This window comes from Psychrobacillus sp. FSL K6-2836, assembly GCF_038003085.1.
In the GTDB taxonomy this organism is placed as follows: Bacteria; Bacillota; Bacilli; order Bacillales_A; family Planococcaceae; genus Psychrobacillus.
In genome coordinates, this window is record NZ_JBBOOM010000001.1 from 3246008 (window position 1) to 3261892 (window position 15885).

Annotated in this window: 21 protein-coding genes, 1 pseudogene and 1 other annotated feature; of the genes and pseudogenes, 14 read left to right on the top strand and 8 right to left on the bottom strand. The window is 36.1% G+C overall.

Annotated elements, in window-relative coordinates:
- Positions 1-147: 147 nt before the first annotated feature.
- The 3 genes from MKY37_RS15555 to MKY37_RS15565 all read left to right on the top strand — a co-directional run bounded on the left by MKY37_RS15555 (position 148) and on the right by MKY37_RS15565 (position 1504).
- A complete protein-coding gene (locus MKY37_RS15555) occupies positions 148-543 on the top strand; it encodes a VOC family protein (protein WP_340778560.1) in 396 nt (131 codons plus the stop codon).
- Between the two features lie 126 nt (positions 544-669).
- Complete coding sequence (locus MKY37_RS15560) at positions 670-1059, top strand: DUF1801 domain-containing protein (RefSeq protein ID WP_340778561.1); 390 nt, start codon at positions 670-672, stop codon at positions 1057-1059.
- A complete protein-coding gene (locus MKY37_RS15565) occupies positions 1043-1504 on the top strand; it encodes an SRPBCC family protein (RefSeq protein ID WP_340778562.1) in 462 nt (153 codons plus the stop codon). Before MKY37_RS15560 ends, MKY37_RS15565 begins: the two co-directional genes overlap by 17 nt.
- Positions 1505-1659: 155 nt before the next feature.
- Here the strand turns inward: MKY37_RS15565 and MKY37_RS15570 are convergent, their stop codons facing one another.
- A complete protein-coding gene (locus tag MKY37_RS15570; protein WP_340779955.1) occupies positions 1660-2031 on the bottom strand; it encodes a VOC family protein in 372 nt (123 codons plus the stop codon).
- Between the two features lie 201 nt (positions 2032-2232).
- Positions 2233-3015 (bottom strand): alpha/beta fold hydrolase, encoded by a 783-nt coding sequence (locus MKY37_RS15575; RefSeq protein WP_340778563.1) that lies wholly within the window; start codon positions 3013-3015, stop codon positions 2233-2235.
- 276 nt (positions 3016-3291) lie between these two features.
- Positions 3292-3508 (top strand) — a binding site (T-box leader).
- Positions 3509-3747: 239 nt separating this feature from the next.
- Between MKY37_RS15575 and proS the strand changes: the two genes are divergently transcribed.
- Entirely contained in the window at positions 3748-5187 is a 1440-nt protein-coding gene (proS, locus tag MKY37_RS15580) for a proline--tRNA ligase (protein WP_340778565.1), read from the top strand.
- A gap of 100 nt (positions 5188-5287) precedes the next feature.
- On the opposite strand, the pseudogene MKY37_RS15585 reads toward proS, so the two are convergent.
- The 3 genes and pseudogenes from MKY37_RS15585 to MKY37_RS15595 all read right to left on the bottom strand — a co-directional run.
- A pseudogene (locus tag MKY37_RS15585) lies at positions 5288-5914 on the bottom strand (TerD family protein); the annotation flags it as partial.
- A gap of 68 nt (positions 5915-5982) precedes the next feature.
- The gene (locus MKY37_RS15590) at positions 5983-7041 is read right to left on the bottom strand and encodes an ATP-grasp domain-containing protein (RefSeq protein ID WP_340778567.1); all 1059 of its coding nucleotides are present in this window, start codon (positions 7039-7041) and stop codon (positions 5983-5985) included.
- Between the two features lie 29 nt (positions 7042-7070).
- Entirely contained in the window at positions 7071-7736 is a 666-nt protein-coding gene (locus MKY37_RS15595) for a B3/B4 domain-containing protein (RefSeq protein ID WP_340778568.1), read from the bottom strand.
- A 55-nt stretch (positions 7737-7791) separates the two neighbouring features.
- Between MKY37_RS15595 and queG the strand changes: the two genes are divergently transcribed.
- The 10 genes from queG to MKY37_RS15645 all read left to right on the top strand — a co-directional run bounded on the left by queG (position 7792) and on the right by MKY37_RS15645 (position 13859).
- Positions 7792-8931, top strand: a complete 1140-nt coding sequence (gene queG / locus MKY37_RS15600) for a tRNA epoxyqueuosine(34) reductase QueG (RefSeq protein WP_340778569.1) — start codon at positions 7792-7794, stop codon at positions 8929-8931.
- A gap of 12 nt (positions 8932-8943) precedes the next feature.
- The gene (gene trmL, locus MKY37_RS15605; protein ID WP_340778570.1) at positions 8944-9417 is read left to right on the top strand and encodes a tRNA (uridine(34)/cytosine(34)/5-carboxymethylaminomethyluridine(34)-2'-O)-methyltransferase TrmL; all 474 of its coding nucleotides are present in this window, start codon (positions 8944-8946) and stop codon (positions 9415-9417) included.
- Positions 9418-9888: 471 nt separating this feature from the next.
- Positions 9889-10071, top strand: coding sequence for a hypothetical protein (locus MKY37_RS15610; protein ID WP_340778571.1), 183 nt, complete (start codon positions 9889-9891; stop codon positions 10069-10071).
- Between the two features lie 286 nt (positions 10072-10357).
- Positions 10358-11185 (top strand): aldo/keto reductase, encoded by an 828-nt coding sequence (locus MKY37_RS15615; RefSeq protein ID WP_340778573.1) that lies wholly within the window; start codon positions 10358-10360, stop codon positions 11183-11185.
- Positions 11186-11693: 508 nt separating this feature from the next.
- Positions 11694-11969 (top strand): hypothetical protein, encoded by a 276-nt coding sequence (locus tag MKY37_RS15620; protein ID WP_340778575.1) that lies wholly within the window; start codon positions 11694-11696, stop codon positions 11967-11969.
- Between the two features lie 21 nt (positions 11970-11990).
- Entirely contained in the window at positions 11991-12209 is a 219-nt protein-coding gene (locus MKY37_RS15625) for a hypothetical protein (RefSeq protein WP_340778576.1), read from the top strand.
- A gap of 20 nt (positions 12210-12229) precedes the next feature.
- Entirely contained in the window at positions 12230-12778 is a 549-nt protein-coding gene (locus MKY37_RS15630) for an NUDIX hydrolase (RefSeq protein ID WP_340778577.1), read from the top strand.
- A 94-nt stretch (positions 12779-12872) separates the two neighbouring features.
- Complete coding sequence (locus MKY37_RS15635; RefSeq protein WP_340778578.1) at positions 12873-13157, top strand: hypothetical protein; 285 nt, start codon at positions 12873-12875, stop codon at positions 13155-13157.
- Entirely contained in the window at positions 13157-13375 is a 219-nt protein-coding gene (locus MKY37_RS15640) for a hypothetical protein (protein WP_340778579.1), read from the top strand. The genes MKY37_RS15635 and MKY37_RS15640 overlap by 1 nt, the downstream gene beginning before the upstream one ends.
- A 64-nt stretch (positions 13376-13439) precedes the next feature.
- Complete coding sequence (locus MKY37_RS15645) at positions 13440-13859, top strand: NUDIX hydrolase (RefSeq protein ID WP_340779956.1); 420 nt, start codon at positions 13440-13442, stop codon at positions 13857-13859.
- Positions 13860-14046: 187 nt separating this feature from the next.
- Here the strand turns inward: MKY37_RS15645 and MKY37_RS15650 are convergent, their stop codons facing one another.
- Genes MKY37_RS15650 through MKY37_RS15660 form a run of 3 tightly spaced genes read right to left on the bottom strand, consistent with a single transcriptional unit; the run spans position 14047 to position 15845 of the window.
- Positions 14047-14895, bottom strand: a complete 849-nt coding sequence (locus MKY37_RS15650) for an RluA family pseudouridine synthase (protein ID WP_340778581.1) — start codon at positions 14893-14895, stop codon at positions 14047-14049.
- A gap of 52 nt (positions 14896-14947) precedes the next feature.
- On the bottom strand, positions 14948-15418 hold the full coding sequence (locus MKY37_RS15655; protein WP_340778582.1) for a thioredoxin family protein: 471 nt from the start codon (positions 15416-15418) through the stop codon (positions 14948-14950).
- A gap of 1 nt (position 15419) precedes the next feature.
- Positions 15420-15845 carry a disulfide oxidoreductase gene (locus MKY37_RS15660; RefSeq protein WP_340778583.1) on the bottom strand — a complete coding sequence of 142 codons (426 nt, stop codon included), beginning with the start codon at positions 15843-15845 and terminating at the stop codon, positions 15420-15422.
- Positions 15846-15885 lie beyond the last annotated feature (40 nt).

The window sequence follows — 15885 nt, forward strand, 5'->3', positions numbered from 1 at the left end:
AACAGTCATATGGATATTCTCCAAATAGAGTTTATGTGAAAATATTAAGCTAGTTGTCATTTAACAAATTGATTTAATTTTCAATCTTTATTACAATAAGATAGAAAGTATACTTGCTTATTAAATGAGATAACTAGGAGGAGAATTATGGGGAGATTAGTTCATTTCGAAATTCATGTGGATGACATGGACCGTGCAAAGAAGTTTTATGGAGAAATATTTGGGTGGACATTTCAGGACTGGACTGATTTTGCGGGAATGCCTTATTTTGGGGCTATTACTGGTGATGCAAGTCAACCTGGTATAGATGGAGCTTTAATGAAACGTCAAACACCTCCTCCAGAACAAAACCAGCCTATGAATGGATTTTCTTGTACATTGGGTGTGGAAGATTACGATTCAACAGAAGCAAAAATCCTTGAGTATGGTGGAAAAGTAGCAATGCCAAAGTATGCTCTTCCTGGAATGGCTTGGCAGGGATATTATGTTGATACTGAAGGTAATGTTTTTGGTATTCATCAGCCTGATGAGAACGCGAAGTAGAATCTATTAAAGGAACGTTACAAATGACGTTTGAGATTATTGTAATCTCGGGCGTCTTTTTTAAATTGGATGAAAGAAGGCTTATATAGCAGTTATTATTAGAAAAACTAGGGAAGGAGATAGACCATGGAAAATAGTACAAGAACAATTACAGAGGTTGATAAATTTATCCGAGGTTTACCTAATGATATTCAAAGCATTGCTGAGGCATTAAGAAAAATAATTCTAGACGCATCTCCCGCTCTTGTGGAAGAATATAAATGGTCGATGCCTAACTATTCATGTAAAGGATTAGTTTGCTATCTGCAAACAGCCAAAAAACATGTTAATTTAGGTTTTCAAAAAGGAAATGAACTGATAGAAAAAGATATAAATAATTTATTGCAGGGGTCAGGTAAAACAATGAGACATATTAGAATTACAAAAATAGATGAAATCCAATCAGATGTTTTTACGTCTCTTATTCAAGAGGCAATTGCTTTAAATGAAGGAGAATATAATGTCCAATCTAAGTGAAATATCAACTGTTAATGTAGGAATGCTTATTAGAAAGCCTGTAGCTGAGGTATTTGAAGCTTTTGTTAATCCCGAAATTACAACAAAATTTTGGTTTACTAAAAGCAATGGAAGATTAGAAAAGGGAAAACAAATTCGTTGGGATTGGGAGATGTACGGTGTTTCTGCGGAGCTTGACGTGAAGGAAATTGAACAAAACAAGCGAATTCTTATACAATTTGATGATGACACAAATGTTGAATGGCTTTTTACTCCAAGGGAATCAGAAGGAACATTCATTGAGATTAAAAATTATGGTTTTAAGGGCAATTCATCTGAAATAGTAAATCAAGTAATAGACTCAACAGGTGGATATACCATAGTTCTTTGCGGTCTAAAGGCATTCCTTGAGCATAATGTTGTGTTGAATCTTGTTGCAGATAAGTTTCCTGATGCTAACGTATAACAATAAGAAATAAAAAAGCAGGTTCCCCTATTTGAACCTGCTTCATGTATTATTAAATTAATAAAATTTCATTTTCCTTCATCTCTCAATTAAACAAATGAACCCCGTTGCATTTCTTCAAGCGCTATTAAAATTCTACTCGATTTGCTTTTAATTTATCTATGTTGGTCTATTAAAATCTGATTGCCATCTGGATCTTCGAGTATAAAATGTGCGGGTCCTTCTGTAGTTTCATCTGCTTCTGTCTGCAGTTCTATTCCATTCTGTTTAAGCTGTTTTTGAAGTTCACGAACGTCAGTAAAAGATTCTAGATTTTCGGCATTGCTATTCCATCCAGGATTAAAGGTTAGAATATTCTTCTCAAACATTCCTTGGAACAAACCAATTATGGTATCTTCATTTTTCATGATTAACCAATTTTGAGCAATTTCACCTCCAAAGGATTGGAATCCAAGTTTTTCATAGAAATCTTTTGAAGCATTAATATCTTTAACATTTAAACTTACAGAAAAAGCACCTAGTTTCATGTTTCTCCACCTCTCATATTTCACTTTAATAATTGAAAATTCAATCATTTATAAGTATAAGATATTATGATTGTATTTTCTACTTATTGTGAGTATTTGGGGTGATAACTGGCTATATATTTAGGTGTAAAACAATAAAGTTCACAAGTATATTTAAAAGCTTCTTGTGAACCTTCGTATTTTAAATTTATTCCACTGTATCTATCCAACAAACTGCATTAATAGCTCGTTAAACTTTACTCGTTCTTCCCAGAAAAGCCCATGTCCGCTGTAATGAAATGGGACGAGGTTTGAATTTTTTATGGATTGGTTAAGTATTTGAGCTTGTTCAAATGGGATAACCTTATCATGTACTCCATGAACGATTAAAGTAGGAACAGTTATTTTGGGAAGATCTGCATCAAGCTTTTCATCCCTCAAGGTGTTGATGATTGCTGAGGTGGACCATCCCGCTGCCTGTAGCCCTAACCCATTAAACCAATTAGAGAATGGAACTGAAATATATTGAAAGAAAAAAGTATCCGTTACACCTTGCATCATTTTGGGACGATCATTTAGTGTCTCTGTTAGTAGTTTGTTCGCGGTTTCCTGTGTAAATCCAGTGGGAGCAGCAGCATCTATTAAGACTAGTTTTGATACTCCGTAAGCATTATAACGAGCAGTATAGCGTATAGCGATTGCTCCCCCGGTGGAGTGACCAATTAGTGTGAAATTGCTAAGTTGGAGTGCTTTAACTACGGAATGGATATCATCTGCTAGTCTGTCATAATTATAGCCACTCATAGGTTTATCTGACTTTCCAAATCCTCTCCAGTCAATACCAATGCAGCGATATCCCATGGATGGCAGTATATCAAACTGATATTCAAATTGTTCATGACTTAATGGCCAACCATGTAAAAACACAATTGTCTTGCTTGCGCTTGGGTTAATGTCTTCAACATATAAATTTACACCGTGCTCTACGTTTACAAAATATCCCACATTGATTCCTCCATAAAAAAAGTATTACAGGTATAAGATACTCAAAACTCAACATATGGGTGAATACCTATTGCGGAAGAGCAAGTTCTGAATCACAAGTTCTAGTCCACAAATCGCAAAGTACAGTCCTTTAATCGCAAGTTCCACAGCAACAATCGCAAGCTACAGTCTTAAAATCACAAGTCCACTGTCTCACTCCACAAATACAATAGAAAAATTACAGGCATAGCTTAATCTACATTGTATTAAAGTAGGATATTTGGTATATTATTAGTAATACAATCTGCGAAGTGACCAAGTAGATGAGAATTGTGAAACAGAAAGTATAGCGTACGCTGAGAGCTATATCACCACTTCTTGTTGAAACCTATCACGGAGATGTTATGCAAACATAACCGATTCGTTTTCGTTACCAAACGTTTAGAGGGCTTAAATTTATTTTGAGCTAAACTAAGGTGGTACCACGTCTATTCAGCACAGAGACGTCCTTTTACGAGGACGATTCTGTGCTTTTTTAATTCGCTTTAGCAGGTAGAGGGACCCTGACTAAATCGAATTAAAGTCTCTGGCAGATGTCACAGATTTTAAAAAGGAGTGGAAAGGATGTTAGCCTAAATACGTAGCATCCATGCGACAACGGCCAACTAACCTGCATCACGCAGGCCTATACACAACTTAAAATCTGGACGCAATAACGCCGAGACGTAATTGATTTAAATAGGAGGAATTTAGATGACAAATCAGCAGCAAAATGATTTTACTAAATGGTATATCGATACAATCCAGAAGGCCGATTTAATGGATTACACGCCTGTTCGTGGATGTATTGCATTTAAACCAGATGGCTTTGAAATTTGGGAGCATATTCAAGACGAAATGAACAGACGTTTTAAAGAAACAGGACATCGTAATGCTTATTTCCCAATGCTAATTCCGGAATCTTTCTTCCAAAAAGAAAAGGATCATATTGAAGGTTTCGCTCCAGAGCTACCATGGGTAACAGAAGCAGCTGGTGAAAAGCTAGAAGAACGTTTAGCATTACGTCCAACTTCCGAAACGATGATTGGTCATTTGTACTCAGATTGGATTAAGAGTTATCGTGATCTGCCAGTTCTTATTAACCAATGGGCAAATGTGTTCCGTTGGGAAAAGAAAACTCTACCATTTATCCGTACTTCTGAATTTTTATGGCAGGAAGGGCATACAGCACATGTAGATGAAGAAGAGGCACGTCACGAAACAATGCAGATGCTTAACATCTATAAAGAGGTTGTAGAGGAACTTTTAGCCATCCCTGTATACGATGGTCAAAAAACACCTTCAGAACGTTTTGCAGGTGCTGTAGACACATATTCAATTGAAGCTATGATGAAAGATGGGAAAGCGGTTCAAGCTGGTACTTCTCATTATCTAGGAACAAAATTTGCAGAAGCATTTGATATTAAATATTTGAATAAGGAAAACAAACATCAGCATGTGCACACAACATCATGGGGAACATCTACTCGATTAATCGGTTCTGTTATTATGGTACATGGTGATGAGCAAGGGCTTGTATTACCACCACGTGTTGCTCCAACTCAGGTAGTGCTGATTCCAGTGGGTCCTTGGAAGAAGAACCCAGCAATAATGGAAAAATTAGATGAGCTATATGCAGCATTGAAAGCAAAAGGTATTCGTGTTCGTCTTGATGATTCAGATCAATCTCCTGGTTATAAGTTCAATGAATGGGAGCTAAAAGGTGTACCAGTTCGTATTGAATTAGGACCTCGTGATTTAGAAAACAATCAAGCACTGATCAAAGTACGTGATGAAGCTGAAAAAGTTTCTGTGGAGCTAGCAACGGCTGTTGAATGTATTGAAGGTGCCCTAACTACAATGCAAACACGTTTACTTGAAAAAGCTCGAGCATTCCGTGACGAGAACTCACATACAAATGTGGATTCTTTAGAGCAGTTAAAGCAACATCTTACAGATTCAACTGAAAAAGGAGAGATTCCAGGATGGATTCTTGCAGGATGGTGTGGGGATGACGCTTGTGAAGAGAATGTGAAAAACGAAACGAAATTTACCACTCGCAATATTCCATTCAATCCACCAGCTGAAAAAGCTACATGTATCAACTGTGGTAAAGATTCTAAACATACTGTATGGTTCGGTCGCGCGTACTAATTAAAGATTGATCAAAAAAAATCAACCATTGTTTATAAATGGTTGATTTTTTTGTCTAAACAAAAGAGGATTGTGAATTGTATTACGATCCTCAATATATTTATTTTGATCCAGCTACCCAGTTCATACCCCAGTTATATGCATTATCCATCTCTTTATGCCCTTTATAGTACTCTACTAGACGCTCAATTTTGAATGTCTCATTATTTACATTTTCAATCATTGCAACTGCACACATGATTTGTCCATTTCGATGCTCATCTAGCTTTACTTCGATATCTGGTCCTGCCGAATATTTTAATGTAACAACCCCATCTGCTTCTGCCCAATTAGCAACACCTTTGTAGATGAACGAGTACACGAGAATTCGTTTAATATCGGATACTTTATTTCCATTAATTCTTAGGTTTTCTCCTCCTGATACTGAGCCAGTGCGATCATCCCCATCTAGTTCAATATATGGGGCTTGCTTAAGTGTACCAAAAGCATTTCCTAAAGCTTGCACACAGCCTTTTTCTCCATTATTTAATTCGTATAAGCAGCCTAAATCTAGGTCTACACCTTTTGATTTTCCACCAAGTAAGGAGGAAAGGAACCCAGCAGATTTTGCTTTAACTTGTTGATCCCATTGAAGGTTTACTAAAATTTCTCCAATATTATTATTGTTGCTCTTAGTGAGATTAATAGATTGTCCTTTTTTCTTTAGTTCGATTTTGTTCAAGTTCACCATTAATTAATCACTCCTCTTTTATTCTATTGTATACCATTTAAGGTTATTATATCCAAAATATGAGGTTAAGCTAATATAGCAGGTTCTTTAGATGATAATATTACTGGTTGTTCAATATGAGTTGCTTTGACTCCAAACTTAGGATGAAGAGCTTCTACTTGGTATCCTAGGAGTAACTTGATAGCATAATAAGGAATATTAATATCTGCAAGGCAGCTAATATGCATTCCTCCACTCATTCGAGGGTTAATCTCTAATAGTTTAGGTATATTATCTTTGTATTTTACTTGAATGTTATACACATAAGGAATTTTATATTGTGCAGCCATTTTCTCAGCGATTTCGATTAATTCTTTATTGTATTCAATCTCTCGAATTCGTCCATTACCTTTTTTCCTTGGTATTGCAGTAAGCAAAGTTCCATCTGCTTCGGCTAAGCAATCGATACTATACTCATAGCCATCAAGATATTCTAAAACCATTAAATCAGGAAAATGCTCTTCTGTTTGCAAAATCTTATAAGCTGTTTCATAGGATATCTTTTGGGAGGAAGCAGTACTGAAGATAAATGGAATGGTATCGGCATTATTATCTATAATACGGAATCCACTTGCACCTTCTCCAATGACTGGTTTAATACATAATTTCATATTATCGTTGCTTAGTTCGGCATACGCCTTCTTGAAGCTATCAGCATTGTTTACAACTCGGTAGGTAGGGATAGGTACGATACAATTGCCTTCCGTCTCTCGGATTTCCAAAGAACGATACATCGCCGCTTTATCGTCCATCATAGCCATTAAATCACCATCAGGGCAAACTAGCACCTTCACGCCAATTTCATCAAACTTATCTAGATGCTGGGAAATAAGGACATTCTCTTTTCGCGGTACAAAAATATGTATGTTATTTTGTATACAATAGTCAATACAAAACTGAAGATATTCTTCGCCAGCGATATCTGGTTCAGTACCAGATACATCACAGTAATTAAAATACACAGTATCCGGATTGGGATGAGTTCCGTAAATAACAAATTCCTGTTGATCGGGGTTATTTCGGATCGACTCCATATAATGTGACACAGTGGAAAACCATCTATTAAACCAAATATTAAGCACCATTATTATTCTCCCTTTCATGTATGTGTAAACTAACCAATTAATGTAGTATCAAAATCTCCGCCATGTATTTGGGTGAACATTGCCCCCATAGAAGTAATCAATTTGAGAGCATCTTCCTTATTTATCGAAGGTCGTAGAAATACGACTTGTAGAGCCTCTGTAGTGTTTTCAGTCACAGCAGTTCGAACAGAATCTACAAATGGACTGCCGAATGGTCCTATATCATCCTGAAGAGTAAGTATATTGCGTAATTTATTTTCTCTTCCATTTAGCCCATTATATGTTGTTTCTTCATTGCCAATTGTTAGAGTTATATTACCATGAATATTTGCCACATCATAGATTCCCATTGGAATTTCATATTGTACAGAGAAGAAGTTGTTTAAATCCACAGCAGAATGCATCGGTGTGATATAATTTTGTTTTGCAATCCTTCTGTACATTGCTTCCATTGAAGGGCGGTATCGGTTTGGATCTGCTCCGAACTTTTTCCAAAGAGCTCTCCATTCTTTTATCCCGTCGAAATCAGTTACTGCTTTGTCATCCAATTCAAAGAAAAGTTGTTCTTGAAATAATTGAAGACGTCCTTTAAGCATTTGGGGAGAAGAAGTAACGACAATTTTGGTATAATGGATAATGCCTATTTTATATGAGGGCTCTATTTCAACAATTAAATCATCCAATTTTACTATCATATCAACCATCCTTACACTTATTTTCTATAGTGTAGCATAAGAAAGGAGAACATTTGTGAATATCATTCAGTTTCAACAAAACCTCATAGATTACGCTGCATCCATTGGAATTGATAAAATTGGATTTACTTCTGCTTCTCCATTTCACGAATTAAAAAATCGATTGCTCAGGCAGCAGGAGTTAGGGTATGCTTCCGGATTCGAAGAACCTGATATTGAGAAAAGAGTACATCCTAAAATTTTGCTAGACGAAGCTAGTAGTATCATATCTATCGCAATTGCGTACCCTTCAAAAATGAAGGATGCTCCACAAAGTGTGAAAGGTGCAAGACGAGGGATCTTCGCACGTGCATCATGGGGCATAGATTATCACACCGTTTTACGAGAAAAGTTAGCACTATTGGAATTATATATTTTAACGCATATACCGGAAGCTAAACTTCGTTCCATGGTGGATACGGGAGAACTTTCTGACCGTGCTGTAGCGGAGCGGGCAGGTATAGGATGGAGTGCTAAAAACTGCTCTATTATTACCCCTGAGTTTGGTTCCTATGTCTATCTAGGAGAAATGATTACGTCTATTCCTTTTGCTCCGAGTGAGCAGATGGAAGATCAATGTGGGGATTGTCGGTTATGCCTAGATGTTTGTCCGACAGGAGCATTAATAGAAGGCGGTCAGTTAAATGCACAGCGCTGTATTGCTTTTATTACTCAAACGAAAACAATGGTGGCAGATGAGTTTCGAGCGAAAATAGGCAATCGTATTTATGGCTGTGATACATGTCAAACAGTTTGTCCAAAAAATAAAGGAAAAGCTAATCTTCATAACGAAGCATTTAAGCCAGATCCTGAGTTAGTGAAGCCCTTACTCCTTCCTTTACTTAAAATGACTAATCGTACTTTCAAAGAAACGTATGGTCATATGTCCGGTGCTTGGAGAGGGAAGAATCCGATTCAGCGAAATGCTATAATCGCATTAGCACATTTTAAAGAGCAGGAAGCTGTTCCTACGCTTATAGATTTAATGCAGCATGATGCTAGACCAGTAATAAGAGGTACTGCAGCATGGGCAATAGGTAAGATAAATACAGAAGAAGGCTTACTTGCACTTAAAGAAGCCGAACAAAATGAACAAGTAGAAGAGGTCATAGAAGAGATTCGAAAAGGGCTCGACTACTATACAATAGAGAACTAGGAAGTGGAATAATTGAGTATTAATGTTGTTTTATATCAACCAGAAATACCTGCTAATACAGGGAATATAGCTAGAACATGTGCGGGAACCGGGGTTAAATTACATTTAATCCGACCTTTAGGTTTCTCGACAGATGACAAAATGTTAAAGCGAGCTGGATTAGATTATTGGGAGCATGTTGAAATTACCTATTATGATGGACTAGAGGAGTTTTTTGCAGCACATCCAGCAGCAGAATATTATTTAATCACGAAGTTTGGTGCTAAGCCACATACTACATTTGATTTTAGTGATTCTGAGAAAGATCATTTCTTTATTTTTGGGCGTGAAACAAAAGGATTGCCACGTGAGTTTATCGACGCTCATCCGGACCGTGCTTTACGAATTCCTATGAATGATAATATTCGTTCTCTAAATTTATCAAACACAGCAGCAATATTAGTCTATGAAGCATTACGTCAGCAGAACTATCCAAATTTACACTAGAAAAGCGCAAGTGCCTATGTTTTGGAAGTCAGTCGTTGCGACATCGTGGTGCTCCTGCGCAAAGCTCGTCGTAAAATAAAAAGCATTTCGCAACGACTGACTGACCCACATCCTGTGGGCCTCCGACATCCTGAAACGACTCGAGGGGCGAGGCACTGTAGTTAGACAGATAAAAAAACGGACGATGTCATAAAAGACTCGTCCGTTTTAATAATAGATTATTTTTCAGATGCACCTGGTTTGTCATCATATCCTGCAGTTAAAATTGCAACAAGAAATGAAACACAAACACCTAGAATAAGAATTAAGTTCATATGGAGTGCCTCCTCTATAGTATTCTGCACCTAGTATACCCTAAATTGTTTGAAAAAGAAATAATGCGAAGAAATGAAATTTGACGAAAATCGTTCATTTGAATGTTGCAAGCTTTCGAATATTCTACTAACATTAAGAAAAGGAGTGATTTTTGGAATGAATGAATTCAAAAATGATCCAGAGAACGGCTCAATGGCAACGAATATGGAAGAAGTAAAGCAACTAGGAAAACAGATGGATAGAATGAGGGACAATAATGAGTTGGAAGAAGATAATCGCGTATCCGATCCAGCCCAATCAGAAGTTACTTCTTCCATGAAGAAAAGAGAAAACGACTGATTTATCCTGCATTAACGGACAGGTCAACTAGTACGTCCTGCACGCCGTAAGACACCATACCAGGGCTGACCCAAGTTAAAAAGCAAAAGTGGGAGATAGCCGCTCGTAAAAACCCGACGTAGAACATAGATGAAAAATGCCACTTCGTGTGGCTTTAGCTATGTTCATATGCCGCCGGACGCGGTGTTATTTGCCTGAACTCATTTTTATTTCAATCAGTGGCAACCCCGCTGATTAAAGTTTCACTTTATTTCAGTCGTTTTCCTTATAAGAAAGGATGAAAAAAATGAATATACAATCAATGAAACAATTGGATAACGGAGTAGAGATGCCAAGACTCGGATTAGGTGTTTATAAAATGACAGAATCCGATATCGCTATTCAAGCAATTACAACTGCACTGGATTATGGATATCGTCATATTGATACGGCGAGTTTTTATGCCAACGAAAAAGAGGTTGGAGAGGCTGTTCGAGCATCAAATATTCCACGCAAAGACATATTTGTTACAACAAAAGTGTGGAATACAGATCAAGGCTACGATCAAACACTGAGAGCATTCGAAAAATCTTTGCAATTATTAGGAATGGATTACGTAGATTTATATTTAACCCATTGGCCAATTAAAGAAACCTTTGTGGATACATATCGTGCAATAGAACGACTATATGATGAAAAGCTAATTCGTGCAACTGGAGTAGCAAATCATCATGAGCATCATTTAGAGGCGATTGCTGCTAAAGCTAACGTTAAACCAATGGTCAACCAAATTGAATGTCATCCGCGACTCACTCAGTTTGATTTACGTGAGTATTGTGCGGAGCAAGAAATTGCGATAACTTCGTGGTCACCACTTGCAAGAGGTCATTTACTAGAAGAGCCAACACTTCAACGTATTAGTGGAAAATATGGTAAATCAACTGCTCAAACAATTATTAGATGGCATCTGCAACATGATTTAATCGTTATTCCTAAATCTGTTAATCCATCTAGAATTGCGGAGAATATGGATGTATATGATTTTGAGTTGTCATTCGAGGATATGAAAAATATTGATGCACTTAACTTAAATGAGCGTACAGGAAAAGATCCGGATAACTTTAGTTTTGAATAACAAATAATTCTACGGATTTCCGTTTCAGTCGGGCGCTTTCCGTGGGCGAGACCGAGCCTCCTCGGGTAAGTAAACTACTGTTCACAAATTGTCTGAATATGAAACAAAATACAGCCTACGTTCCTATGAATACTCCCTGCGGGGTCTCGACTTTCTCGCTGTTCCCACTGGAGTCGCCGACTTTCCTTTCAATTAAAAATGAGCAGTATTTAACTATTAATTAGAATTGAAATTTTCTATTAAACACGATGCCGATGCAAGGTCATATATAGATCCTATCTTCAGACCAGCTCACCCATAAGGGCTAAACTAGTGTAATAGAAATCAACAATATGATATAACTCTTCTAATAAAATTAAAATTAAACTAACACGATAGTACTTTTTCACTTAAAAAGTAATATCGTGTATTTTTTTGTGGATTGGAAAATATTACTCAATAATGAAACCTATTACATATTTTAACGTATTAGTAATATAGTTTAATAAATATTAGATGAGGTTCATTGATGAGTATATTTTTTGAAAATACGAACAAGAAAAAAAGTAGTACACCATTCATAATACTAAAGCTGGTATTGATAGTCTTGATGATTACTATGCTAATAATGGCCATTTTAAACGGTATCGATATTTTCTATGTGAAGTTAGTGTTCGTGTTTGTAGGAATTAATTCATTTGTAGAAGGAATAGAAAGCTATCTTCAAAAAGCAAGTAAGAAGATCATAAGAAGAGAAATAGGATTAGGGGTTTTGTATATTTTATTTGCTATTATTCTTCAGTAAATAACGATAGGGGAAACGTAAATGCGAAATTTTATGGGAACAGGGAATTGGGTAGGAATATTTTCTATGGTATTTATAATATTATGCTTTTACTTTACACTTACTTTTTTTCAATACTTAAAGCAAGGTGATGCTAGATTAACTAGACAATCTAAATTCGGAGCAGTAATTTGCCTAGGAGTTGGCTTGCTAATCCCTGCATTGTACAATCTTTATATTTTTAACGAGATGATAAAATAAAGGATTAAGCGGTGATAAATATGGAACAGTGGAAAATGTTAAAATCTGAGTATGTGCATAAAAGTCCATACGGAAATATTAGAAAAGATACATGCGAGCTCCCTAATGGGATTGTTATCGATGATTATTATGTAAATGAATATTCCGATTGGGTGAATGCGATTGTCCTTACAAAGGAAAAACAAATGCTACTTGTCGAACAATATAGACATGCTGGAAATGATATTTACTTAGAAATTCCAGCTGGGAAAAAAGAAAAAAATGAGACGGATGAAGAAGGTATTATAAGAGAAATTAGAGAAGAAACTGGCTTTGTTTCATATAAAAAACCTATTTTGTTAGGTGAATTTATGATAAATCCTGCCACACAAAATAACAAAATAAAAACCTATCTTATAGTAGATGCTTTTAAACAATATGAACAAGATTTAGATGAAACCGAAGAGATAAATATAAGGCTAATTGATTTTGAGTTATTCAGTTCTTTGTTAAAAAGGAATGAGATTAAAACGCAGCTATTTACTGCTAGTGCTTATTATATGGCAAGAAATTTTCTAATTGAAAACTAATATAAATGTACCCATGAGGATCAAAATACTAAATTATAAAGGAGGAAAAATTATCTCTTATGCTAATTACATTATAGTGGTTATATGCTTGATTGTGAGTTGGATTTCAGCAACTATTTATAGAAATAAGGAAAAAGTCGATAAAGGATTTGTATTTGCTTACTATAAGTTAAGCTATAGGAGAAAATTGATTCGAATATTGTGGTCAGTTCCTCTTGTTATTCTTTGTCTTATCATTATTTATAAATTAGCTGACTGGTCACAAATTGAATTTATTCTTTTCTCAGGAATTTTGATAATAGGAATAGTTATGCAATTTTGCTATGTCTTTGCTAAATGGAAAAAATATGAACGACATTCATTAAAGGTGGAATTATGATGGACGATCGTTTTGAAGTTAGTTTTCGCAATCCAATTGTTCGCTTGTGGTTTTATGTGATGTTGCCGATTACTATTGTTTCTATTATCTTGTTTATAACTCTCCCAACTGAATATCATCTAGCTGTAAGAACGGCTGGTACTCTTATATTGGCAATTTTTACAATATGTGCTTTTATTTATAGAAGAAAGAGGAAAGATAAGAAGGAGGAAAGGTAGAATGATTATGCCTACGCATATTGTGGCTGTTGGGGGAATTGTTGAAAATTAGAAAGGGGAAATTCTGTTAGTAAAAACGCAGCATGGAGGATGGGTCTATCCTGGTGGTCAAGTGGAGGTTGGAGAAAATCTAATAGATGCGTTAGTTCGAGAAGTTAAAGAAGAAAGCGGAATTGATATAGAAGTAGGCCACTTAATAGGAACCTATTCAAATACAGGAATCTATAAATGGTATGACGAAGTTACAGATGTGCCTACAAAAGTAATGTTCGATTTTGTATGTAAGCCTATTGGTGGAATACTAAGTACCTCAGAGGAAACGTCTGAGAGCTGTTGGGTTAAGAAAGAGAAAGTACTAGAATTCGTTACTGCAGCTGCTGTTAGAGCACGATATGAGGCATATGAAAGCTTTAATGGCAAGGTAAAATATATGGAATATGTAACGAATCCTAAGTTTGAAGTGAAGTTGGATAAAAATATTTAGACTTTAAAAAAAGCAGATGAGAAATGAAAATCTCTCATCTGCTTTTTCGTTTGTGCAACATCCGAAGGTATATTCACAACATTGGCATGTTTATGCACAACTTTTATTGCTTATGAGCAACATTCCGCTATTTATCCGCAACATAGAGACGCTTTAGCGCGAGTTTCGCTAGCCTTTCTAACCTATATTATCGTTTATCTTCCACAACAAGTACTTCACCTGTGATTGGGTGATTAAATTGAACTTTAAAAGCATGAAGCTCATACATTTTCGTAGGTGTTTTTTTAGCACCATATAGCTCATCACCTACGATAGGATGTCCTAGGTGAGCTAAATGAACACGGATTTGATGCGTCCGTCCAGTTTCTAAAATTGCATGTATTTTCGTGAACTGCTCATGTTTCCCAGCAACTTCATAATGTGTAATCGCATTTTGACCAGATGTAGAAACTCTTTTTCGAGTTGGATGGTGGCGGTCGTTTCCAATAGCTGCTCGAATTGTACCATGCTGATTTTTTACTTGTCCTTCTACAATTGCCTCATAGGTGCGGACGATAGTTTTATTTTCCAACATACGATCTAGCATACCTTTAACAAGAGGACTTTTTGCAATGACGACTAAACCCTTTGTGCCTTCATCAATGCGATGTACATGTTCTCCGTAATGATGACCTTTACCATGCAAATAGTTTGTCACGGTGTTCATAAAGGTATGATTTTGACCTTCTTCATTGGGATGCGTCGATACACCACGTGGTTTAGAAGCAATCAATAAATACTCATCTTCATACGCCACATACAAAGGGATTTGATCGGAAAGTAGATAATTCGAGGACTCACCCTCCCATTTAATGACAAGTACATCACCTTTTTTGTTAGGAAGCTTCCATTGTAAAAGTTCTCCACTCGTATTGCTAACAGCTTTTTGCATGCGCAGCTCATGTATTAACTTTTTGCCAAGTTTCCATTTTTCTTGGAAAAGGCTATCTATCGTTAAACCATCTTCTTGTACGGTATATGTTAATGTATGAATCATTTTCCCACTCCTTTAAAAAAAAGGGTCTGTCTACTCGACATGACCCTTTTGGTTATTTTAAAACGACTTCATCAAAGAATCCTTGAATTTGATCATTCGAAATAGCGCCTTCAACTCTTACAACTTCTTTGCCATCTTCAAAATAGATCATTGTTGGTGTTGCTTGGATAAGATAGTCATCCCAGCCTTGTTCATACTCAAGTACATTATATTTGACAATTTCAATGTCATTTTCTTCAGCAAGTGGAGATAAACGTGGTGTCATTTCTTGACAATGAACACATTCTGGGCTGAAGAAATAAGCTGTAACAGGTTCTCCAGTAGCAATCTTTTTTTTCAAATCCTCTGGTAAAATAATGTTCTGATAGTTCGGATCATCAATTAGATCAATGGTAGATTGTCTTAAATCCTTAGTATCGTATGGATTATTAGCTAATGCATCCTTGTTTTTCTGTGAGTTTAAAACAAAGATTAATACAAAGACCGCGATGATAATACCACCGAATATTAGTAGTTTCTTCAAGTTATTTTTCCTCCTTGATGTCCTTCCATACTATAACACTTGTAATTGCGATTAAAATAAATGCAATAAGAGCCAAAAATGGGATTGTGATAAATCCTGCATAGTTTATATATTCCCCTGTACAAGCAACTCTCCCACATGCCGGTGCAGATTCCTGCATAAAAGTCAGCTTTTGAATGCTATAATGATAGGCAGATATACATCCACCGATCACAGAGAATACAAGTGAAGTCACTGCGATTTTCGGATTTTTTTGAACGTATGCAATCCCCAATATTAGTACAAGTGGATACATGAGTATACGCTGATACCAACATAGATCACAAGGTTCGTATCCCCTTATCTCTGAAAAATAAAGGGAACCTAGTGTTGAAGTTAAGGCAACTGTCCACATAAATAATAATAGATTTTCCAGTTTTTTTGTCATAGGAACTCCTTTAAATTACTTTGAACTCAAATTAAAGTAT

Excerpts from the sequence above, each read along its gene's own strand:
- MKY37_RS15640 (WP_340778579.1), top strand. The coding sequence starts at position 13,157 with ATGGACGATCGTTTTGAAGTTAGTTTTCGCAATCCAATTGTTCGCTTG.
- MKY37_RS15630 (WP_340778577.1), top strand. The coding sequence starts at position 12,230 with ATGGAACAGTGGAAAATGTTAAAATCTGAGTATGTGCATAAAAGTCCA.
- MKY37_RS15625 (WP_340778576.1), top strand. The coding sequence starts at position 11,991 with ATGCGAAATTTTATGGGAACAGGGAATTGGGTAGGAATATTTTCTATG.
- MKY37_RS15620 (WP_340778575.1), top strand. The coding sequence starts at position 11,694 with ATGAGTATATTTTTTGAAAATACGAACAAGAAAAAAAGTAGTACACCA.
- MKY37_RS15590 (WP_340778567.1), bottom strand. The coding sequence starts at position 7,041 with ATGGTGCTTAATATTTGGTTTAATAGATGGTTTTCCACTGTGTCACAT.
- proS (WP_340778565.1), top strand. The coding sequence starts at position 3,748 with ATGACAAATCAGCAGCAAAATGATTTTACTAAATGGTATATCGATACA.
- MKY37_RS15570 (WP_340779955.1), bottom strand. The coding sequence starts at position 2,031 with ATGAAACTAGGTGCTTTTTCTGTAAGTTTAAATGTTAAAGATATTAAT.
- MKY37_RS15650 (WP_340778581.1), bottom strand. The coding sequence starts at position 14,895 with ATGATTCATACATTAACATATACCGTACAAGAAGATGGTTTAACGATA.
- MKY37_RS15560 (WP_340778561.1), top strand. The coding sequence starts at position 670 with ATGGAAAATAGTACAAGAACAATTACAGAGGTTGATAAATTTATCCGA.
- MKY37_RS15565 (WP_340778562.1), top strand. The coding sequence starts at position 1,043 with ATGTCCAATCTAAGTGAAATATCAACTGTTAATGTAGGAATGCTTATT.
- MKY37_RS15555 (WP_340778560.1), top strand. The coding sequence starts at position 148 with ATGGGGAGATTAGTTCATTTCGAAATTCATGTGGATGACATGGACCGT.
- MKY37_RS15610 (WP_340778571.1), top strand. The coding sequence starts at position 9,889 with ATGAATGAATTCAAAAATGATCCAGAGAACGGCTCAATGGCAACGAAT.
- MKY37_RS15615 (WP_340778573.1), top strand. The coding sequence starts at position 10,358 with ATGAATATACAATCAATGAAACAATTGGATAACGGAGTAGAGATGCCA.
- MKY37_RS15595 (WP_340778568.1), bottom strand. The coding sequence starts at position 7,736 with ATGATAGTAAAATTGGATGATTTAATTGTTGAAATAGAGCCCTCATAT.
- MKY37_RS15660 (WP_340778583.1), bottom strand. The coding sequence starts at position 15,845 with ATGACAAAAAAACTGGAAAATCTATTATTATTTATGTGGACAGTTGCC.